At 67.5% G+C, this 21,262-nt stretch carries 19 protein-coding genes; 7 read left to right on the forward strand and 12 right to left on the reverse strand.

Annotation, left to right across the window (positions count from 1 at the left end; genetic code table 11):
• The first annotated feature begins 17 nt into the window (after positions 1–17).
• Entirely contained in the window at positions 18–1,013 is a 996-nt protein-coding gene (galE, locus tag FM104_RS07060) for a UDP-glucose 4-epimerase GalE (RefSeq protein WP_087130730.1), read from the forward strand.
• Between the two features lies 1 nt (position 1,014).
• On the opposite strand, the gene FM104_RS07065 is transcribed toward galE, so the two are convergent.
• Together FM104_RS07065 and FM104_RS07070 are read right to left on the reverse strand one after the other, a co-directional pair.
• Positions 1,015–2,322 carry an O-antigen ligase family protein gene (locus tag FM104_RS07065; RefSeq protein WP_087130731.1) on the reverse strand — a complete coding sequence of 436 codons (1,308 nt, stop codon included), beginning with the start codon at positions 2,320–2,322 and terminating at the stop codon, positions 1,015–1,017.
• The gene (locus FM104_RS07070; RefSeq protein WP_087130732.1) at positions 2,319–3,734 is read right to left on the reverse strand and encodes an O-antigen ligase family protein; all 1,416 of its coding nucleotides are present in this window, start codon (positions 3,732–3,734) and stop codon (positions 2,319–2,321) included. The genes FM104_RS07065 and FM104_RS07070 overlap by 4 nt, the downstream gene beginning before the upstream one ends.
• Before the next feature lie 67 nt (positions 3,735–3,801).
• On the opposite strand from FM104_RS07070, the gene manA reads away from it, so the two are divergent.
• The 4 genes from manA to FM104_RS07090 all read left to right on the forward strand — a co-directional run bounded on the left by manA (position 3,802) and on the right by FM104_RS07090 (position 9,988).
• Positions 3,802–4,920: a mannose-6-phosphate isomerase, class I gene (manA, locus tag FM104_RS07075; protein WP_087130733.1), complete on the forward strand. Its 1,119-nt coding sequence runs from the start codon at positions 3,802–3,804 to the stop codon at positions 4,918–4,920.
• Between the two features lie 166 nt (positions 4,921–5,086).
• Positions 5,087–5,404, forward strand: a complete 318-nt coding sequence (locus tag FM104_RS07080; RefSeq protein WP_087130734.1) for a WhiB family transcriptional regulator — start codon at positions 5,087–5,089, stop codon at positions 5,402–5,404.
• Positions 5,405–5,543: 139 nt separating this feature from the next.
• Positions 5,544–8,606 (forward strand): glycosyltransferase family 2 protein, encoded by a 3,063-nt coding sequence (locus FM104_RS07085; protein ID WP_087130735.1) that lies wholly within the window; start codon positions 5,544–5,546, stop codon positions 8,604–8,606.
• Positions 8,603–9,988 (forward strand): DUF5719 family protein, encoded by a 1,386-nt coding sequence (locus FM104_RS07090; protein ID WP_087130736.1) that lies wholly within the window; start codon positions 8,603–8,605, stop codon positions 9,986–9,988. Before FM104_RS07085 ends, FM104_RS07090 begins: the two co-directional genes overlap by 4 nt.
• Before the next feature lie 63 nt (positions 9,989–10,051).
• Here FM104_RS07090 and FM104_RS07095 read toward each other — a convergent pair whose 3' ends face one another.
• Positions 10,052–10,483, reverse strand: a complete 432-nt coding sequence (locus tag FM104_RS07095; protein ID WP_256971553.1) for a hypothetical protein — start codon at positions 10,481–10,483, stop codon at positions 10,052–10,054.
• 68 nt (positions 10,484–10,551) lie between these two features.
• On the opposite strand from FM104_RS07095, the gene FM104_RS07100 reads away from it, so the two are divergent.
• Positions 10,552–10,758 (forward strand): DUF3499 family protein, encoded by a 207-nt coding sequence (locus FM104_RS07100; protein WP_087130738.1) that lies wholly within the window; start codon positions 10,552–10,554, stop codon positions 10,756–10,758.
• A 2-nt stretch (positions 10,759–10,760) separates the two neighbouring features.
• Here the strand turns inward: FM104_RS07100 and FM104_RS07105 are convergent, their stop codons facing one another.
• Positions 10,761–11,570 carry an RDD family protein gene (locus FM104_RS07105; RefSeq protein ID WP_087130739.1) on the reverse strand — a complete coding sequence of 270 codons (810 nt, stop codon included), beginning with the start codon at positions 11,568–11,570 and terminating at the stop codon, positions 10,761–10,763.
• Between the two features lie 16 nt (positions 11,571–11,586).
• Here FM104_RS07105 and FM104_RS07110 point away from each other — a divergent pair, with 16 nt between their 5' ends.
• Entirely contained in the window at positions 11,587–12,576 is a 990-nt protein-coding gene (locus FM104_RS07110; protein ID WP_087130740.1) for a stage II sporulation protein M, read from the forward strand.
• A gap of 23 nt (positions 12,577–12,599) precedes the next feature.
• On the opposite strand, the gene FM104_RS07115 is transcribed toward FM104_RS07110, so the two are convergent.
• The 8 genes from FM104_RS07115 to FM104_RS16490 form a co-directional block, all read right to left on the reverse strand.
• The gene (locus tag FM104_RS07115) at positions 12,600–13,358 is read right to left on the reverse strand and encodes an aquaporin (RefSeq protein WP_087130741.1); all 759 of its coding nucleotides are present in this window, start codon (positions 13,356–13,358) and stop codon (positions 12,600–12,602) included.
• A gap of 145 nt (positions 13,359–13,503) precedes the next feature.
• Positions 13,504–15,000 (reverse strand): catalase, encoded by a 1,497-nt coding sequence (locus FM104_RS07120; protein ID WP_087130742.1) that lies wholly within the window; start codon positions 14,998–15,000, stop codon positions 13,504–13,506.
• Positions 14,993–15,433 carry a Fur family transcriptional regulator gene (locus FM104_RS07125; RefSeq protein WP_087130743.1) on the reverse strand — a complete coding sequence of 147 codons (441 nt, stop codon included), beginning with the start codon at positions 15,431–15,433 and terminating at the stop codon, positions 14,993–14,995. The genes FM104_RS07120 and FM104_RS07125 overlap by 8 nt, the downstream gene beginning before the upstream one ends.
• Before the next feature lie 50 nt (positions 15,434–15,483).
• Positions 15,484–16,791 (reverse strand): DUF58 domain-containing protein, encoded by a 1,308-nt coding sequence (locus FM104_RS07130; protein WP_087130744.1) that lies wholly within the window; start codon positions 16,789–16,791, stop codon positions 15,484–15,486.
• 1 nt (position 16,792) lies between these two features.
• A complete protein-coding gene (locus tag FM104_RS07135; protein WP_087131180.1) occupies positions 16,793–17,716 on the reverse strand; it encodes an AAA family ATPase in 924 nt (307 codons plus the stop codon).
• A gap of 56 nt (positions 17,717–17,772) precedes the next feature.
• A complete protein-coding gene (locus tag FM104_RS07140) occupies positions 17,773–19,002 on the reverse strand; it encodes a DUF4350 domain-containing protein (RefSeq protein WP_087130745.1) in 1,230 nt (409 codons plus the stop codon).
• A complete protein-coding gene (locus tag FM104_RS07145; RefSeq protein ID WP_087130746.1) occupies positions 18,999–19,655 on the reverse strand; it encodes a DUF4129 domain-containing protein in 657 nt (218 codons plus the stop codon). Before FM104_RS07145 ends, FM104_RS07140 begins: the two co-directional genes overlap by 4 nt.
• Positions 19,652–21,109, reverse strand: coding sequence for a glycerophosphoryl diester phosphodiesterase membrane domain-containing protein (locus FM104_RS16490; RefSeq protein WP_179206710.1), 1,458 nt, complete (start codon positions 21,107–21,109; stop codon positions 19,652–19,654). Before FM104_RS16490 ends, FM104_RS07145 begins: the two co-directional genes overlap by 4 nt.
• Between the last annotated feature and the right edge of the window lie 153 nt (positions 21,110–21,262).

Below are 21,262 nucleotides of genomic sequence, written 5' to 3' on the forward strand. Positions count from 1 at the left end.
GCGTGAGCATGGGACGGATGAAGGTAATGATCACCGGCGGCGCCCGCTATATCGGATCCACTGTGGCGAGCGCGTGCCTCGACGCCGGGATTCGGGTGGTCGTCCTCGATGATTTATCCACGGGACGAGCAGAGTTCGGTGCCGAGCGCAATCTGTATCGAGGCGATATTGCCGATGCAACACTCCTGGAGCGCATCGTCAAGGAGCATCCTGATATCAATCTGGTGATTCACTGCGCTGCACGAATTGTCGTTCCTGATTCCGTGGCTGAGCCACTCGACTACTACGACGTCAACGTCGGACGCACACTGACGATGGTTCGCCTACTCGCCGCTCTCGGAGTCTCTCGAGTGCTGTTCAGTTCGTCAGCGGCCATTTATAGCGGGGATTCGGGGGGAGGCGTCGACGAGGACGCAGAGATCGCCCCCGGCAGCCCCTACGCGAGCACCAAATGGATGGTCGAGCAGATCCTGCGGGATTCGGCGCAAGCAGGTAAAATTCGTGCCGTCGCGTTGCGCTACTTCAACCCGATCGGTGCGGACCCGCGGTTGCGCACGGGGTTGCAGAGCCTGGCGCCGTCGCATGCTCTCGGGAAGATCATGACGGCCCGAGCCACCGCCACACCATTCACACTCACAGGGACCGATTGGAACACTCGCGACGGATCAGGTCTGCGGGACTATATCCATGTATGGGATTTAGCGCGCGCACACGTCGCGGCCGTGCAGCGTTTTGATGGGATTGTGAATGCTGATGACCCTTATTCGGCGATGAATATCGGGACTGGCCACGGTGTCACTGTGCGTGAACTCGTATCAGCGTTCGAGGCGGTGACCGGCGAGCCGCTCGAGGTCATTGAAAGTGGTCGCCGCCCAGGCGACCAGGCGGGAGCTTTTGCGCTCGTAGGTCGTGCCGAAGCCGGACTCGGCTGGAAGGCAGACCGCTCGGTGGAGGACGGCGTGCGTGACGCACTTGCGTGGGCCGAGAAACTGAAAACGCTGAACCGATCCTGAGTTACGTCTCAAACCGTTCGTGTCCGAGCGTCGGGATCGCACCCGTGTGCGCCGCGTCCATGCTCTCGCGCCAAGATCGGCTCTGCCCGGCCCGCAGCGCGCACAGCACCAGCAGCACCCAGCCGATGCCGGTGAGAGTGAAGCTCTCGAACATCGACTCCACCGCGAGCGTCACCAGCACCAGCGGCGTCCACGCATAGACGACCGAGCGTCGCACACTGGCGACCAGCCACGACCGCACGAGTGCGACCCCGCCGAGGGCGGCGAACAGCGCAAGACCGATCCACCCCAGTTGCAGCAGAGTGTCGAAATACGCGTTCAGTGCCGACTGGTGGTGATCGTCGAGCAGGAAGTTGATGTAGATGAACGGGTAGTCACTGCCCACCCAGGGCCCGAACCAGCCGTACCCGGTGACCGGCTGTTGCGCGATGAAGTCGAGCAGGGCGTTCCACAGATCGGCGCGGGTCGAGAAGTCAGAGCCGGCATCCAGAATGCGGATGATCTGATGCCGCAGCACGAACGCGATGACCAACCCCGCCGTCACGAGTCCGCCGAGCACCCACTGCACCGTGAGTCGGTTGGTCGGCTTCGCATGTCGCACGATCGTGAGCGCGACCGTGGCGATTCCGACAGCGGCGGCGAGCACGACCACGGTCGGTGAAGCGGACAGCAGCGCCAGGAAGCCACCCAGTGCGATCGAGAGCACTCCGACGACACGGTTGATCGACTGAGTCCGCCATTCGATCACGAACGTGATCAGCGCGATCACCGCGATGAAGCCGAGCATGTTGCGGGTGCCGAAGATTCCCTGCACCGGCCCGCCGTTCGCGAGATCTCCCGCGATATCCAGCACGGAAAGCGGCGTATCGAGCAGGATGCCGGAGAGGATCTCCAGTGCCAGCGAGAGGCCGAGCAGCCAGCGCAGCGTATCGCCGATGGCGCGCACAGTCTGCAGCGTGTCGCGCACATGGCCGATCGTGATCGCGATGACAGCGTATCCGAGCAGAGTCGCCCAACCCGCCAGCGATTGCGAGCGATCAGAGCTCCACATGACGCTGATCAGCGCAAGCGCCAGAAAACCGAGCAGCGAGGTCGGTGCGAAGCGCAGCAGCGACAATTCGGCGCGACGTGCGATCAGCATCGCAGCACCGATGAGTGCGAGCAGGATGATGATCGTCGTTAACGTCGTGGTCGACGTCAGCCGCTCGATCGCGAACGAGGCGAACGCCGCAGTCAGGCCCGTGAGCGCATAGGCGCGGGCGAACTCCGCCGAACCGATCAGCGAGACGACGTAGCGCCGGGGCGTCATGGCACCTGCCGCGCCCTCGGTCCGTGGGAGATCACCGGCGTGCGCTCACTGACGCCGACACCCACCAGCGGAACCGACTTCATTTTGAAAGACAGCAGGATCAACAGCAGCCAGCCCCACAGCATGATCGGTGCGGACTCGGCCAGCCCTTCGACCAGCAGCACCGCCACCAGAAGAATCGGCAGCAGCGATACCGGCGAATACGTGCGGCTGGCATCCAGATCCCACCGTGGACGATCCACAGCGAAGAACCACGCACGCCACGTGACCGCGAGCCAGGCGATGGCAATCAGGGCCACGCCGACGATGCCCAGCTGCAGGAACACGTCGAGCCACATGTTGTGGGCATGGAACACCGTCAGCCCATGATTGAGGATCCACCCCTGGAACGCCGGATCCCATGGCACCCATGGCGAGGAGAAGCCGTTGCCGAAGACCGGACGCGAGATCGCCCTCTCCCAGACCGCCTGCCAGATCTCGATGCGACCGGTGAGGTCGGAGTCTTTTCCGAACAGCCCGAGCAGGCGATCACGCAGAACCACTCCGGCGATGACGCCGAGCACTCCGATGGCGGCGAAGACCGTGTAGACGAGGCGGCGCTGGTCGGGTTTCTGCGCAGCGCGAGCGATCAGAGCAGCGGCGAGAACTGCGAGCACGACGGCCACGCTCAGGTAAACGGTCGCAGACGCGGCCTCGACCATCAGCACGACGGCCAGCACGGCCCAGCCGATGAGCAACCCGCGGCGACGTGCGCGAGCCGCGTACAGCACGGCGAAGATGATCAGCGCGAACAGGCACATCATCGCCATCTGATGCGCATTGCCGACGACGCCTTGAATGCGGCCCTCGTTGAAGAGGTTGCCCCGCACCCAGTACAGGTGCGGGTCGATCTTTCCCTCAGGCGCGTCGACGAAGTTCGGCAGCAGCGGATGCCGGAGAATCAGCACGACCCACAGCTCGATCGCCAGCGACAAGCCCAGGATCAGCTTCATCGCTGTGGACAGCGCACGAACGATCTCGTCCCAGGTGAGCACCGTCGCCACGAGCATGGCCGTCACGGTCACGGCCAGCAGCAGCATCCAGGTCAAGAGGGTCGCAGCCGGCCAGCGCGACCACAGCGTCGATACCCCCGCCAGTGCGGCGTACCCCAGAGCCACCCAGGGCAGGCGGCGCCAGCGGAATCGAATCGGATCGCGCACGATCACCGGAATCCAGATCCCGAGTGCGCCGAGAGTCAGCACGACGATGACGATTACGGAGCCGACCGGGCCCACGAGGTTGTACACGGCGGTGTGCGCGAAGATCGCGAACAGAGTGAGCACGCTGTAACCGCGCACCAAGAGGTGACCCGTCGTCTCGCGCGCGGGGGCGGCGGGTGGCGCTGCCACCGGATGTCTGGAGTACACGGCCATCGGCTTCAGGCTACCGCGCCGCGTGCCCCTCGCCGCTGAGAGACACCGCACGACCTACGCTGGGGGCATGCTGCTCTCGATCACGAATGAGCCCCGCGATTACGCCTGGGGGTCTACAACGCTGATAGCCGGTCTCGAAGGACGCGCGCCGTCTGCCGCGCCCGAAGCCGAAGTATGGTTCGGGGACCACCCCTCCGACCCGGCGGATGTCGCCGGCGGCGGAACGCTCGACGCGCATACCGGCGGCAAGCTGCCCTATCTCTTGAAGCTGCTGGCCGCGGCCGCACCGCTGTCCATCCAGGTGCACCCCACTCGCCCGCAGGCCCAGGAGGGGTTCGCCCGCGAGAGAGGGATGGATGCTGCCGACCCCACGCGCAATTATCGGGACGCTAATCACAAGCCCGAGCTCATGGTCGCGCTCAGCGATCGCTTCGAAGCGCTCAGCGGGTTGCGCCCGCTGGTCGACACCAAGCGGCTGCTGGCGTCCTTCCCCGACACGAATGGTGTGATCGCGCTGCGCGCGCGCCTCGATGTCGGATCGGATGCTGATGCACTGCGCGAAACACTGGCATGGCTGTTGTCCGGTTCTGCCCAGGCCGAGGTCGACGACATCATTGCAGCCCTCGGCGAGGCGCAATCTACCGAGTTCGGGGAGGCCCTCTCGGCCATTCGTCAGATTGCCGAGCACAACCCCGGCGATCCTGGCGTGGTCGTCGCACTGCTGATGAATTTCATCGTGCTGCGACCCGGCGAAGCGATCTTCTTGCGCGCAGGCCTTCTGCACGCCTACGTGTCAGGACTCGGCGTCGAGATCATGGCCGCGAGCGACAATGTGCTGCGCGGCGGGCTCACCCCGAAGCACATCGACGTCACCGAACTGCTCGCGATCGTCGACACCGAGCCTGGCGCGGTCCCGGTGCAGAGGTCTTCCGGCGCGATCACGACGTATGACGTGCCGGTGGCGGACTTCGCGCTGCGTCGCGTGCAGGTGGACGGAGAGCAGCGACTGTCGGTCGCGGGCCCGGCCATGGTGCTGGCCACCTCGGGAGTGGTGGCTGTGTCGACCGCGGGGGGACACGCGCTGCCGGTGAAGATCGGAACCGCCGTCTTCGCCACCGCCGATGAGCGCGAACTGGTCGTGCGCGGACAGGGCGAGATCTTCATCGCCGAGCCCGGTCGTTCTTGAGCTCTGTCGGCGGAGTCCACTGCGCGACACGCCGGTAACGCGCCAATGAACCTTAAATCTGCCATTGAGGGTTTACCATCTGCGACTTGACCACAGCGAATGACACGGGTGTAATTAGGTGAAAGCACGGCCCGTGGGGGGCAAAGTCAGGGGTTGGGAGATCAAGATGACGGGTTATCGTTCAGACGTTCCCGAAAATTGGTTCGTCGATCCAGTTAATCTCGGCGTACCAGGCGTTCGTCGAGTCGAGGCAGAAGACGGCGGTGCACTGGCCTGGCAGGCCGATGCACTGTGCGCACAGACGGATCCAGAGGCGTTCTTCCCCGAGAAGGGCGGCTCCACCCGCGACGCGAAGCGCATCTGCACGACGTGCGATGTGCGCGGCGAATGCCTCGAGTACGCGCTGAACAACGACGAGCGTTTCGGGATCTGGGGCGGACTCAGCGAACGCGAGCGCCGCAAGCTCAAGCGCCGCGCGAGTTGACCGCGGTTTTCGGCCGGTCGAGTTTCTCCGACCGGCCGAACGCTTCGCGGCAGCGGCTCGACGCGGTGGCTGATTCTTGGTGGGCGCGCCGAGCCCACTGACGGACAGCGCGCATCAGCGGCTTAGGCTGGCTGTTGCCATGCCAGCCCGAGTCCATGCCATCATCGTCGCGCGTTCCGGTGAATCAGCCAGCGCACAGCTCGCCCGAACCCTTGAGGCTCTGCGCGCGCAGAGCATCCCTCCTGCGGCGATGACCGTGGTCGTGCAGGGCGATGCCTCTCGCATCCGCAGCCTTCCCGGCATCGGGCACGCGGTCGAGGCGATCATCGAAGCGCGTCCCAGCACCAGCTACTCAGAGTCGGTGGCGCTCGCCGCGCCTCGCGTTGCGGAGGGCCGCTCTGTCTGGCTGCTCGCTCACGACACGGTTCCCGAGCGCAATACGCTGCGACAGCTCACCGGCGCACTGGAGCGCTCGCCTTCCGCCGCGATCGCCGCACCCAAACTCGTTCGCGCCGACGACGATCGCGAGATCGTCTCTATGGGCGTCAGCATGACCCGCTTCGGGCGGACGGTCGAGTTGGCCGCCGAGGAACTCGATCAGGGTCAGCACGACTCCACCGAAGACGCACTCGGCGCAGACGTGCGCGGCCTGCTCATCCGCGGGGAGGCCCCACGGGTGCTGCGCCCTGACACCGCACTGGCCGGAGCCGATGAGGGCCTCGATCTCGGTGTGCGGGCGCGCCTCGGTGGCGCTCGCCTCGTGCTCGTCCCGAAGGCGCGCATCGGAGTGCGCCCCAACGGCCCGGCAGCCGTGCCGCTGAGCCCGGTTGCGCGTGCATGGGCGACCCGTCGCGCGCAGCTGCACCGTCGGCTTGCGTATGCGCCCGCTCTGGCCGTGCCGCTGCACTGGCTGAGCCTGCTTCCCCTGGCGCTGTGGCGCTCCATCACGCATCTCATCGCCAAGCGCCCAGCCGAGGTCGCACCTGAGTGGGGGGCGGCTCTCGCAACGATGCTGCGCCTGGGTGCTCTTGCCCGCTCGCGGTCTGCGATCCGCTCATTCCGCTCTGCTTCCTGGGCGAGCATCGCCGCGCTGCGGGTGACGCGAGAACAGCTCAAGCAGCGACTCGACGACGGCCACGGCAGCGAACGCGGTGTGGTCAGCGAACTGAACTTCTTCAGCGGCGGCGGCGCCTGGGCGGTGCTCGCGGCGCTGGTCGTGAGTGTTGCCGCATTCGTGTCGATGCTGGCCTGGCCGGCGCTCGGTGGCGGAGAGCTCCTTCCGCTGCAGCAGACCGTTGCAGCACTCTGGAGCGACACGACCTGGGGGCTGCGTGACGTCGGCCTGGGCATCATCGGTCCGGCTGATCCCTTCGCCGCGGTGATCGCCGTACTCGGCACGCTCTGGCCGGCTGCGCCCTCCTTCTCTCTCGTGCTGCTGTGGCTTGCGGCACTGCCGTTGGGTGTTCTGGGCGGCTGGTTCGCCGCGACCCGCATCACCGACCGGGCGGGTCTGCGCATCCTCGGTGGCGTGCTCTGGGCTCTCGCGCCGACGTTCCTCACCGCCCTCGTGCAAGGCCGCCCCGCCGCAGTTCTGCTGCACCTCCTGCTGCCGTGGGTCTTCCACTCCGCAGTGGTGGCACACCGCTCGTGGGGGGCAGCCGGAGCCGCGTCGCTGCTCACTGCCGCGGCCCTGGCGTGCGCTCCATCGCTTGCACCGGCTTTCGTTCTGCTTTGGGCGCTCTCGCTGATCATCATGCTGACCACCGGTCGTCTGCGGGGCGCTGCCCGGCTGTTCTGGGTGCTCATTCCCAGTGCGGTGATGTTCGCACCGCTGGTCATCTGGCAGCTCCGACATGGCAATCCCTGGGCCCTGCTCGCCGATCCGGGTGCGGTCAGCATCCTCGACCAGGCCGGGGCGGATGCTGCCGGTCGCGCTGTCATCGCATCCGGTTTCCCCTCACCCGACCGGGCTGGCTGGGAGTGGTTCGCCGGCACCGGGTTCTCGGCCTGGGTCTCCCTGCTGCTCGCACCGGTCGCCCTGCTGGCGCTGATGTCCGCGCTGTCGCCGCGCTGGCGTGCTGGCTTCGCAATGCTGGCCACCGGACTGGCAGGTCTCGCGACGGCGCTGGCCGCTGCGCGCGTGGTCGTCTCTTTCGCGGACGGCATCGGTGTTGCCATCTGGCCGGGAACCGGCCTCAGCCTGGCCTGGCTCGGCGTGGCGGGGGCGGCGCTGGTCACACTCGACACTGTTGTCGCCGCGGCGCCGCTGCGGATCACCGCCGCCTTCGTCGCCGGTGTCGCAGTCGGCGTCTGCGCACTGCCGGCACTGCTGGCGGTGAACGACGGCAACACGGAGTTGCAGAACGGGCCGAAGAGCACGTTGCCCGCTCTCGTCGCGGCGCAAGCAGGCTCCGATTCCGACCAGGCCACGCTCGTCATGACCGCGCTGAACGACGGCTCGCTGTCGATCGATCTGGTCTGGGGCAGCAGCGCCACGTTGGGCGCGCAGTCCACTCTGCACAGCACCGCGACGCGACCCGCAGGCACAGATATCTCCGTCACCGCCGTCGATCTGCTCTCGGCGCGCAGCTTCGACGCCGCACAGGCGCTCGCTGACCACAGCATCAGCTTCGTTCTGCTCGCGCAGACGGCAGATGAGAAGGATCGCGCGCGGATGATGCGTGAGCAGGCCACCACCGCGATCGATCAGCGCTCGGGCTTCGTCAAGGCCGGTGACACCGCTCGCGGGACGCTGTGGCGCGTCGACGACGCTCTTGCGGAGATCACCATCGCCGAGCGCGCGCAGCCGAGCGACGGACAGCAGGCGATTTCGCGGACAGTCGCGCTCGCGCAGGCCATCATTCTGCTCGCCGCCCTGTTGCTGGCCATTCCCACTCGTGCGTCGCGCCGCGCCGCACGCGCGAAGTCGCGGGTGGTCGGCAGAACTCCCGAAGAATCGCTTGCCTCACGCAGCCTGCGAGCTCGAAACGATGACGACGAGTTGGCGGAACCCCCAGCGGCAGTCAGCGAGCCGCGTGCCGAGACCGAGCAGAATGCCGATGCCGACTCTCCACCCGCGACCGCAGAGCCGCAGGAATCAGCACCGGAGCGTGGCACAGCACTAGAGCGTGACACAGGACAGGCCGACACCGAGCCGGCCGACACGGAACCGTCGTCGAGCGGCACGGAGGGGGCACGATGAAGCAGCGGACGATTCATCTGGCCGCCACCGGTGCTCGCGTCGCCACGGGGGCGGTGGTGGCAGCCGCGTGCGTCCTTGGCGTCGTCGCGGCGGTGGCCGCTCCCTGGCCCGAGGTGCAGAGCACATCGGCGCATACGACGGTGACTCCCGTGCCCGGTGACGCACTGGTGGTGTGCAACGGCTCTTTTCGCATCCTCGGGCGTGATTCCAGCAAGGCAGGCTCGATGTACTCCGCGGGCGCCCCAAGACTGCGAGTCGACGGCGCTGCCGACGATGCGGATGCGACGGACCTGAACATGCCCGACATCACTGGCGGCGCGGGAGCACAGGCGATCATCGCCAAGGTGAAGGATCGCGAGGCGCCGCTGATCGCAGCATCCGAATCGATGCAGCTGTCCGATGAAGACGCCCGCGGATTCGCTGCGGCTCCTTGCCGCGAAGCCTCTATGCGGAGCTGGCTCGTCGGGGGAGACGTGACCACCGGTGCGTCAGACATCATTCTGCTTTCGAACCCCGGCAGCGTGCCCGCGACCGTTGACCTCAGTATCTACGGCGAGAAGCGTGCCGCGTCGACCGTGGTCGTGCCGCCGATGACCCAGATCGGCGTGCCTTTGGCATCCGTCGCGGCCGGCGAGCGGCGCCCCGTCATCGATGTCGTCAGCACCGGTGCGCCGGTGCGCGCGACCCTGCAGTCGACGCTCGTGCGCACCCTGGATGCTGTCGGCGCGGACCTGCAGGATGGCGTCAGCGGAGCCCAGCGGGACGTGCTGCTGCTCGGGGTGCGCTCATCGCAGGCAGCCGACGGCGACGATTCGACCGGCATCGTCGTGCGGATGCTGGCACCAGATGCGGATGCTCAGGCCGTCGTGACCGTGCGCAACGCCGTGTCGGGTGCACTCGTCGACGAGTACGAGGTCGAGCTGGAAGGCGCGAAGCCGATGGAGATCGCTCTCGCCGGCAGCGCGAGCAGCGCGTACGACATCGAGATCGCGGCCTCCGAGCCGATCGTCGCCGGCGCTCGGCAGACCGCGCGATCCGGCTCGAAGGAAGACTTCGCGTGGATGCTGCCGGCGCCGGAACTCGCCGCCGATGCCCCGATGATGTTCTCGGTCCCCAACGGTCCGCAGGCGACGCTCTATCTGCGGAACACCGCCGACGAGCCGATCACGGTCACCATCGACGGTCCCGACGGCCGGACGGTGGAGCTGGCCGCATCGGCTTCGACCGCAGTGCCGCTGAAGACCGGTGGTCACACGCTTCAGTCGACCGGGCATCTGCATGCCGCGATCAGCATGCAGGGCGGTCAGGGGTCGGCGTCGATTGCCGGTTGGCCGCTGTGGGCGGGGGCTGCGACCCAGCATCCGATCGTCGTGCGGCCCTGACAGGGACTTAGCGCTCGCGCCGTCAGCCGCGCAGCCACGCACTGATGCGCGACTGCACAGGGCTCAGTAGTCGCGGATTTCCGGGCCCAATTCCCAGGGTTCACGGCCGACGTACTCAGCGGCGGCATGGAAGACGGCGCTCTCGATGGCGATTCGGCGGTGCAGTGCGTCGTCGTGCCCCTTCGGCAGCATCCGCTCGATGGGAACCCGATACAGCGAAACCCGGCGTGCAGCATGGTCGACCCGCCAGCGCGGGATGCCGTCGTCGCGATCATGCGTCGGCATCGCCGTGATGTCGAAGGTCACCTCACGGAGCTCTTCCCATGCGCTGCGCAGGAACTCGACCGCGCTGCCGACGGTGATCTCGAAGCGATCCAGCCGCCCATCCAACGGCGCGAGAGGCGGGCGCACGACTTCGCTGCGCCCCAAGCGGCCATGTCGGCCGTGGCGTGCTGCGCGGGGCCGATCGGCGTGCAGCGGGCGACGAGGGGACATGTCCGAAAGTCTAGGCGCTGCCGCGCGGCAGCAGGGCATCTGACGGCTCGCCGCCTACGCTGAGAGAGATGGACGAGAGACTGTGCTCAAAGGTGGCCTGTGCCCGCGAGGCCGTGGCGACGCTGACGTTCGACTACGGTGACCAGATGGCCGCTCTCGGCCCGCTCGGCCCCGGCGGTGATCCGCACGCGCATGATCTGTGCGCCCAGCACGCCGATCGTCTCTCGGTCCCGGCAGGCTGGCTCGTCGTGCGCCACGAGGCGCTGCGCAGCTGAAATCAGATCCGGATGCGGCGGCCGGTCAGACGCTCAGCCCGGTCATCGGCGATGGTCAAGGCGCGCTGCTCGCGCTGACGGCGCAGCACGGTCACACCCAGCAGAAGCTCTTCGGGAGAGACCGCAGGGATGGGCGACACGAACGCGCTCACCTCGGTGGCGAGGCTCTGAGCGACGCGCACCCGTGCTGAGGGCGAGAGCCGAGGTGCACTGGCGAGGAACTGCGAGATGCGTCGCGCCAGCCGATCAGGCAGACGCGCCACATCGGCGATGGGGGCCCACTCCGACAGCGATGCGGGCAGGTAGGGCTGATGATCGGGGAGAGCCGGCGTGCGCACGCGCTGCGAATAGGTGCCGGCGACGAGATCGCCGAGGCGCTGTGACCGCGACGTGAGCGCTCCGGTGATCACCGCGGCGCCGCCGAACGTGAAATAGATCTCGAGCACGCCGATCAGCGCGCGGATGAACGTGTGCCGGAAGGTGATGGCGCCGCCGTCGATGCGCACGATGCGACCGCCGACCGCGAGCTTGCCCACGCTGCGGCCGCGCATCGCCATCTCGACGGTGATCGGCAGCACCAGGAAGCTCACCACGACCGCCCAGATCGAGAACATGGCGAACAGGTCTTCGTCCATCAGACGCTGCGCCATCAGCCAGATCTGCAGGAAGATGAACGCGAGGAAGACCGCGAAGCTGATCAGCATGTCGATCAGCGCGCCGCCCGCGCGAAGGATGAACCCCACTGGCTGCACGTCGATCGCGACGGCTTCTCCGGAGAGGATCTCCTGTTCATCGGCAATCGCTGTGGACATGAGTACAGTAAATCAGGTGGATGCCGATGCCTTGACCGATGCGCGCCGACCCGAGTGGGAACGGCTGGATGCGCTCAGCCGAAAGCGCGATCTCAGCGGGGCGGAGGTGGACGAGCTGATCATGCGGTATCGCGCAGCATCCGCGGATCTGGCCGAGCTGAAGACCTCGGTCGGCGATTCACCGCAGGGCGCCTATCTCTCGACCATTCTGGCAGCGGCGCGTCTGCGCTTCACCGGTGCGTCCGACAACTTCCTCGCGCAAGCCGCGCGCTTCTTCACCCTGCAGCTGCCGGCGGCGCTGTACCGCATCCGCTGGACGACAGCGGTGATCGCCGTGGCCTTCGTGCTGACGATCGTGCTGACGGCCGCGTGGATCGCCTCGGATCCGTCGCGGATCGCGGCGCTCGGCGAACCGGAGGTGCTGAAGAAATACGCCGAAGAGGACTTCGTGAACTATTACGAGCCGATGGCCTCGTTCGCGGGAGTGGTGTGGTTCAACAACGCCTGGATCGCCATGCAGTGCGTGCTCTTCGGGGTCACGGGGCTGTGGCCGCTGTGGATGCTGATGCAGAACGCCGTCGGTCTCGGCGTCTCCACCGCGGTGATGTCCGCGTATGGACAGCTCGACACGATGATCCTGCACATCCTGCCGCACGGGATGCTGGAGCTCACGGCGATCTTCGTCGCGGCGGCAGCCGGTCTGCATGTCTTCTGGGCATGGGCCGTGCCTGGACGGCGCACTCGGGGTGAGGCCCTGGCCGCCGAGGGGCGGGCACTCGCGACCGTCGCGATCGGACTGGTCTTCGTCTTGCTGCTCTCCGGTCTCGTCGAAGGATTCGTGACCGGTTCTGCGCTGCCGTGGCCCGTGAAGATCGGCATCGGCGCGGCCGCACTCGCGGTGTTCCTCGGCTACATGCTCATCATCGGGCGGCGTGCTGTCCGCGGCGGCGAGAGTGGAGACCTGATCGAATACGAGGCGGGCACACCGACCCTCACGGCCGGCTGAGGTCGACGCCCGAGCCCGCGAGATCAGTCGATCGGCTTGCTGTCGAACAGCGCCTTGTAGGCGAAGCCGGCGAGCATCGCACCGACGACGGGGAACACCAGGAACACCCACAGCTGCGACAGCGGCTCCACTCCGCCGTAGATGGCGGTGGCGATCGAGCGAGCAGGGTTCACCGAGCTGAAATCCACCGGCAGAGAGACCAGGTGGATCAGCGTCAGCGTCAGACCGATGGCGATGCCGGCGAACGGCGTGCCGCGCTCCGGATGCGTCACGCCAAGAAAAACCAGCAGGAAGAAGCCGGTGAGGATGACTTCGATGATGATCGCCGCCAGCATCCCGAACCCGCCCGGCGAGAGCGGGCCCCAGCCGTTGCTGGCGAATCCGGCATCCTGCGCGGTGGTCAGCCACGCGTCGGGACCGAACATGCCGATCAGGTTCAACGCCGTCGAGGCGATCACTCCGCCGACGACCTGCGACACGATGTAGGGTGCGGCGTCGCGCCACGGAATCCGCCCGGAGGCTGCCGCCCCCAGGGTGACTGCAGGGTTGAAATGACCGCCCGAGAGCGGTGCGAACGCGTAGAAGGCGACGAGGAGCGCGAGACCGAAGGCCAGTGCGATCGCAACGTAGACCGCAGAGTTCGCACCGGGATCGGTGAAGTGCTTCGAGGCGAACAGAGCTGTGCCGACGCCGCCGAAGACGAGCAGAAATGTGCCGAACCCCTCAGCGGCGAGCTTCGCGCCGAGCGAGGGGACAGCCGCGGCGGTGGATGACACAGACATCTCTTCGTGTTCCTCTCATGCGCACTCGGCGGGTGTCGAGCACCATCACATCGTGGCCCATCGTCATCGGCCTCCGCCGCGGACACGCCGAAGCGCCCTCCGCCGCGCGGTGCGGGAGAAGGGCGCTTCGGATCGTTTGGGTGACTCAGTCGCCGACACCGACCGGCTCGGGCTCGCCGACCGGTGCGCCCGCGAGAGCACGCAGCTGCTGGCCGAGCTGCTCGTCGACCTGGCCCCAGTACCAGAAGAAGCGCTCCTGGATGGCGGGGACGGTCAGGGCGTTGTACTGGCCGACCAGGGTTTGGACGAAGCGCTCACGCTGCTCATCGTCGAAGACCTCGCGGTACAGCGTGCCGGGCTGGCCGAAGTCATCGTCTTCGGGACGCAGCGTGGCAGCAGAGCGGACGAGGTCGCCGTCGCTCTCCCAGCTGGCCTCCACCCCGCGGGCCGGATCGGCCTCGGGGCCGCCAGCGGCGCCGTAGGAGTTCGGCGTGTACACGCGGTGCGCAGGCCCATTGAAGTGGTACTGCATCTGGCCCTCGTGCATGTAGTTGCTGACCTCAGCCGCGTGCGGCTGGTTCACCGGCAGCTGGTTGAAGTTCGCACCGATGCGGTAGCGCTGCGCGTCAGCGTAGGAGAACACACGAGCCATCAGCATCTTGTCGGGAGAGATGCCGGTGCCGGGCACCTGGTTGCCGGGGGAGAATGCCGCCTGCTCGATCTGGGCGAAGAAGTTCTCCGGGTTGCGGTTCAGAGTGAACGTGCCCACCTTGATGCGCGGGTAGTCCTTCTTCGACCAGGTCTTGGTCAGGTCGAACGGGTTGAAGCGGTAGGTCTTCGCCTCTTCATAGGGCATGACCTGCACGTAGACGTCCCACTTCGGGAAGTCGCCGCGGTCGATCGCATCGAAGAGGTCACGACGGTAGTAGTCGGAGTCCTCACCGGCGATGCGCTCGGCTTCGCCGGCCGACATCCGCTCGACGCCCTGCTGGGAGAGGAAGTGGTACTTGACCCAGAAGCGCTCGCCTTCGGCGTTGACCCACTGGTAGGTGTGCGAGCCGTAGCCGTTCAGGTGACGCCAGCTCTGCGAGAGGCCGCGGTCGCCCATGACGTACGTCACCTGGTGTGCGGATTCGGGGGAGAGGGTCCAGAAGTCCCACTGCATGTCGGCGTTGCGCAGCCCAGAGTCGCCCAGTCGCTTCTGCGAGTGGATGAAGTCCGGGAACTTGATCGCGTCGCGGAGGAAGAACGTCGGGGTGTTGTTGCCGACGATGTCGAGGTTGCCCTCGCTCGTGTAGAAGCGCAGCGAGAAGCCGCGCACGTCGCGCCACGTGTCCGGAGAGCCCTGCTCGCCGGCGACGGAGGAGAAGCGCAGCAGCGTCTCTGCCTTGGCGCCCGGCTGGAACACGGCCGCACGGGTGTACTGCGAGACGTCTTCGGTCACCTCGAACTCGCCGAATGCGCCGCCGCCCTTGGCGTGCGGGTTGCGCTCGGGCACGCGCTCGCGGTTGAACGAGGCGAGCTTTTCGACCAGGTACCGGTCGTGCAGCGCCGTGACGCCGTCGGCGCCGACGGTGAGCGAATGAGCATCGCTCGCGACGGGAGTGCCTGTCTGTGTGGTGGTTGCGGGCTTGTCAGCCATTGCCGTTCCTTTCGCATTCGGGACAGAGAGCTCGGTAGGTCACCGCGGCTTCGAGGATTCGCATGCCGTGGTCGTGAGAGGGGTGCAGGCAGGGGGCCGCGCCCACCGCGCAGGCCACGTCTTCGACGCGGCCGCAGCTGACGCACTGCACATGGTGGTGATTGTCGTCGTGCTGCAGCTCGTAGAGCGCGCTGCCGACGTCGGGAAGGCTCACTCGGCGCACGATGCCAGCGCTAGTGAGGTCGTTGAGGATGCCGTGCACAGTGGCCTGCGCGATCCCGGGCAGGGAATGGCGGATGCCGGAGAAGACGGCTTCTGCGGAGGCATGCGGCTGCTGATGCAGCGCACTGAGCACATGCACCCGCTGATTTGTCACGCGCAGTCCTGCCCCGCGCAGCTGCGTGGGAAAGTCGATGACGGTGTCGGCGGGCATGCCTCCACCTTAGCTTATTCTGACTAATTCGTAAAAAGGAACGATTCCGATCAGAGCCGCCCGGCTGCCTTCAGCTCGAGGTAGCGATCGGCGATCTTCGGCGGCAGCTGGTCGGGATCAGAAGCGATGGCCTCGCCGCCCGCGCGGCGGATCGCATCCGCGACGTTCTGCGCGTCACGCATGGTCTGCTCGGCGGCCGCAGCGAGATAGACGTCGATCCGAGAGTCGCGTTGGCGCGCCAGGTCCCCGATCGAATCGTCAGTGACGGAGCCGACCAGCACGGTCGTGGCACGAGAGGCATCGGGAAAAGCACCGAGGAATCCGCGCGCTGATTCCGCTGCATCCTGCGCGGTCAGCACCACGATCAGCGACGGCCGGGTCGTCAGAGTGCGGATCGCGGCGAACGCCCCCGACCAATCCGTGTCGACCAGGCGCGCATGCACAGGCGACATCGCATCGGTGAGCGCCGGCAGCAGCGCGACGCCGTCCACACCCGTGACACGGGCGCGCGGTACGCGGTCATACATCAGCAGGTGCACATGATCACCCGCGCGTGAGGCGAGTGCAGCAAGCAGCAGTGCGGCCTCGAGCGAGGCGTCCAGGCGCGTGCCGTCGCCGACGCGGGCAGCGGCCGTGCGCCCGGTGTCGATGAGGATGACCACGTGCCGGTCGCGCTCCGGTCGCCAGGTGCGCAGCATCGTCGTGCCTGCGCGCGCGGTCGCCCGCCAATCGATCGATCGGATGTCATCACCGCGCACGTACTCGCGCAGCGAATCGAACTCGGTGCCCTGGCCGCGCACCTGGATCGACGTGTTCCCATCCAGCTCGCGCAGCCGGGCGAGCCTCGAAGGCAGATGCTTGCGCGAGGTGAACGCGGGCAGCACCCGCAGCGGACCCCGCACATCATGCCGCGCCTGACGGCCGGCGATGCCGAGCGGCCCGCGTGCGCGCAGAACGACGAAGTCGCTCGTCAGTTCACCGCGACGCCGGGGGAGCAGCGGCACCTGCACGCGAGTGCGCTCACCGACGGGAACAGTGATCTGCTCTCGACGCTGCGGGGCGCCGGCGGTGGGCTGCCATGCATCCCGCAGCTGCCCGCGGATGGTGCGGCTGCCGATGTTTTGCACGGCGACGCTGGTCATCACCGGCTCTCCCAGCCGTGCACGCGTGGGAACCCGCCGGGTGATCACGACGGTGCGCGGACTGGCAGCGAGGACGACATCCAGTGTGACCAGCACCGCGCACAGCAGCATCCAGAGACCGAACACCGCCCACGCCGGCACGCCGGCCGCGCTCAGCAGCACGGTCGGAACGATCCCCAGCGCGATCAGCGGCGCCAGCAAGGCAGTGACGTACATCTCAGATCGGCACCCGCGTCTGCTGCACGACCGACTGCAGCACCGCATCCGCTGACACGCCTTCCATCTGCGCATCGGGCCGCAGCTGCAGACGGTGCCGCCAGGTGGGCATCAGCATTGTCTGGACGTGGTCGGGGGTAACCGCGGACGAGGCGTTCAGCCATGCCCACGCCTTCGCGGCGGCGAGGAGTGCCGTGGACGCGCGCGGGCTGGCGCCGAGCTCGACCGAGGGCGACAGCCGCGTGGCGCGCGCGAGGTCGACGACGTAGCCGAGCACATCGTCGGTGACGCGCACCCGTGCCGCCGCATCCTGCGCGGCGCGGATCTCATCGCCGCTGACGACGGCCTCGATGCCGGTCAGCAGCCGGGGCGAGAAGCCTCCGGCGTGCAGCCGCAGCACCTCTACCTCGGCATCGCGCTCTGGCATGCCGACGACGAGTTTCATCATGAAGCGGTCGAGTTGCGCTTCGGGAAGCGTGTAGGTGCCCTCGTGCTCGACCGGGTTCTGCGTCGCGGCGACGAGGAACGGGTCCGGCAGCGGACGGCTCAGGCCATCGGCGGAGACCTGTCGCTCCTCCATGGCCTCCAGGAGCGCCGCCTGCGTCTTCGGCGGAGTGCGGTTGATCTCATCGGCGAGGAGGATATTCGTGAATACCGGTCCGGCGCGGAACTCGAACTCGCCGGTGCGTGCGTCGTACACCAGCGAGCCGGTGACGTCGCCTGGCATCAGGTCGGGAGTGAACTGCACGCGTTTCGTGTCGAGCCCGATCGCCCGCGCGAAACTGCGCACGAGAAGGGTCTTGGCAACGCCTGGCACCCCCTCCAACAGCACGTGGCCACGGGCGAGCAGCGCAACGAGGAGACCGGTGACGGTGCCGGCCTGGCCGATTACAGCTTTGTCGACCTCGCTTCTGACGCGGTGCATCGCCTGACGCAGCGCCTCGTCGTCGGCGGGGGTGGCGGAGGGAATGCTCTCGTCGCTCACGGGCGGTTCCTTTCGGTGTGGACGGTGTTCTCGACCGCAGTCTCGAGTTCGGCGAGCTTGCGGGCGAGGTCGATGAGGTCACGGTCGCTCTGCGGCAGCGGGCCGCCGAGCAGGTCGTACAGCGAGCCGCGCGGAACACCCAGACGATCGGATGCCGCATCGGCCACCTCCTGCGCGGTGGCGCGCGGGCTCAGGGCCAGGCGCGTGGCGAGGCGGGTCTGTGTTCCGGCGCGGATGGCTTCGGCCGCGTGGGGCGCGTCGGCCGCTTTCGCCGTCAGCCGGGCGCGCCCGTGCATGGTCTCCGACGCGCGCACGGTGACGGGCAGCGACTCGGCGACGAGGGCGCCGAAGCGTCGACCGCGCCACCAGATGGCCGCGAGCCCTGCCAGCAGCAGTAGCAGGATCGCCGGCGTCACCCAGTCCGGGGTGAGGGTGCCGAGCGTGTCGGGCGCGTCATCGGAACGGTCGGTGTCCTGGAACGAGGGGACGTACCAGACGACGTGATCGGTCTGCGCCAGCAGTGCAAGCCCGAGCGCAGCGTTGCCGTTCTCGGCAAGATGCTCGTTGGAGAGCAGTGAGCCGCCCTCCAGCAGAGTGAGTGTGCGGCCCTCCTGGCTGGTGCGCAGCACGGCGGCATCACCCGCGCTGTCGCGGAAGCAGCCGTCAACGCCCGCGGCTGGTGTGAACAGGCGAGTCGCGTCGATGTCGCCGACACGGCTGAACTCCGGAAGATTGCACTGTGCGTCGACGGCATCGGCGTTGAACACCGTTTCGCCGAGGTCGAGGAGGCGCAGCATCCGCGAACTGCTGGTGAGGATCACCACGCGATCGGCGCTCTCGACCAGCTGCAGCGCAGCCTCGTCGCTGAGCGCCAGCGGGTCGGTCAGCACCAGTGTTGTATCGGTGCCGATCATCGCTTCGGCCTGCGTGCGACTGCGGGTGATCTCGATGTCGGTGCCCTGCTGGCGAACGATCTCCGCCAGTGCCTTCGCTCCGGACGGGCCGGGACTCTCCGGGTTGAGGGTGCCGCCGAGCTCGGGCGCTGCGGCGACGAAACGCGTGGCGAGCAGTGCTATTCCGATGAGGAGTGCGATCACGAAGACCCAGCCGAGGATGCGTCCTGTTCGGCCTCGGGGCCGGGGAGCCGCAGTGGAAGCCGGTGGTCTCTGGTCGGCGTCGGATGCCGATGACGCGAGTGGCTGAAGGGTCGGACCGGGGACGGTCATGCCAGCACCGCCTGTGGCGCGGACGCAGGGATCGCGGGTGCGGCAGACCGCAGCGCATCATCGGCTGCGGCCAATTCCCGATAGTCGGATTCACTGGCGGGCGAGCGCAGATACCGCACAGCATCGAAAGATGTGGCGGCGGCGTGCAGACGATCGCTGAAGCCGGGGAACGGGCCGGCGGCCTCGCGGGCGATGCCCTGCGCGGTTGCGCCAGGCGCTGGATCGATCTGATCGCGCTCCAGAAGAGACCGTGCGAGCGCGCGGAAACGCAGGATGACGGCGCCATCCCAGTCGCCTTCCTTCACACACCGCTCCGCTTCGGCGCGCAGCTGGGCAGCTGTGCGGTCATCGCGCTCGCCGAGAAGGTCTGCCCGTCGACGCACCGCTCGCGACGCACGCGGGCGACCCCAGACCAGCAGCGCGACGACGAGGGCCGCGATGACGACGATCACGACCACAGTGATGGCCACGGGCGCCGTGCTGCCGGCTCCATCCTCGCTGAACAGACTCATGAACCATTCGATGACGTTGGCGATCATCTGGTCGAACCAGGTCGGCTTCGCGGCCTGGTAACTGGACTTCGACAGCTCATCCTGCGCCCATTGTCGGGCTTCGTCCCCGTCGGGGATGAAGACGGCGGGCAATGCGATCATGTGCTTCCACCGGGCGGAGCCCAGGGATCCGGGCCCGGTGCTGCCGGCGGTACCGGCGGTGCTGCGGCCGGAGTCGAGGGCGTCGCGTCCGGCGCTGCGGGATTCGCTGCGATCGGGTCCGGGGCCGCGGGCTGCGGTGCGTATCCGGGCTGTGGTGCGTACCCGGGCTGTGGTGCGTAGCCGGGCTGTGGTGCGTATCCGGGCTGTGGTGCGTATCCGGGTTGTGGTGCGTATCCGGGTTGTGGTGCGTAGCCCGGCTGTGGCGCGTAGCCCGGCTGTGGTGCGTAGCCCGGCTGTGGCGCGTAGCCCGGAGGCTGCGCATACCCTGGTTGCGTCCCGTATCCGACGTAACCCGGAACCACGGGAGTCTGCTTGGGTGGTGGGGCACTGGAGACGGCACGCTCGGCGTCGACTTCATACGGGTCACCGAGGTCGGCATCCGCCGTGCCCAGTTCGCTGCGCTCCACATAGCTGATCAATGTCTGATCGAGGCCTTCGTATCGCATGCGACTGTCGAGATAGATGAGAGTCGCGCCGGTGCCTTGGACCACCAGCGTGATGGCCTGCAGAGCGAACACGAGAATCTGCGGAAGCACTGTCGCGGCCAGAACCGCGACGACGGCTGCCGGGTCGTCGGCACCCGTCGGGGCAATCACGCCGCCGAGCACAGCCGAGAGGAGCGACCCGGGGATGCTCACGACCTGCGCGGCGAGTCCCATGATCGCGCCGATGAGGAACATCACCCCGAGTGCGGGCCAGAAGCGGCCGCGGATCAGCCGCCACGACCGCACGATGGCCGATCGGAGTGACGCGTGCTCGAGCACCAGCACCGACGGCACCACGAGCAGTTTGGTCGAGAGCCACACGAACAGCGGCACGCTGGCCAGACCGAACAGCACGGCGAGGAGGACGCCGATGGCGATGCCAGTGCCGACGAAATCTGTGGCGGCGATCACGCCGATCACGATGCCCGCGCCGATGGCGAACCACACGATCGCAGCCAGCGCTTGCAGCAGCGCGTACGCGAACAGGCGCCAGAAGGCCGGGCGGACCCGGCTCCACAGCATCCGCAGCGAACCCTTCCGCCTGATGGCGGCGAAAGAGACGTCCGCGGCGACGAGGCCCTGCACGACGGCCGTGAACGCGACGCTGGCCAGAGCCACGATGACGCCGACGAGGATGCCGAGTGCGACTGAGCCCGCCACAATCGGCCCGTAGTCGGGCGACCCGACCGGGACGGTTGCGATCCGCTGCGCGGTGAAGGCGCCGACCAGCAGAGCGACGCCGACGGCGACGACTGAGACGCCGAACTGCACCGCGATGGCGAATCCGAACAGCACCTTGGGGTTGTGGCGCAACGCGCTGAACGACTTGCCGAGGATCATCCCGAAGGTCATCGGATGCAGTGGAATGGCGCCTTTCTTCGGCGCCGGGGTCCAGATCTGACCGCTCATTCGCACTCCCTCCCGTGTGCCATCCCATCGTGGCATATCCACCCCCTCCATCCACACGCCCACGCCCTCTGGGTTCTCAGGGACTTTCTCAAGTAGGCTGAACCGAGTTGCGGGCGAGCTGGGAGAATCACCGACCGCATCGAAGAGAAAGCT

This window comes from Microbacterium esteraromaticum, assembly GCF_900163815.1.
Lineage (GTDB): Bacteria > Actinomycetota > Actinomycetes > Actinomycetales > Microbacteriaceae > Microbacterium > Microbacterium esteraromaticum_B.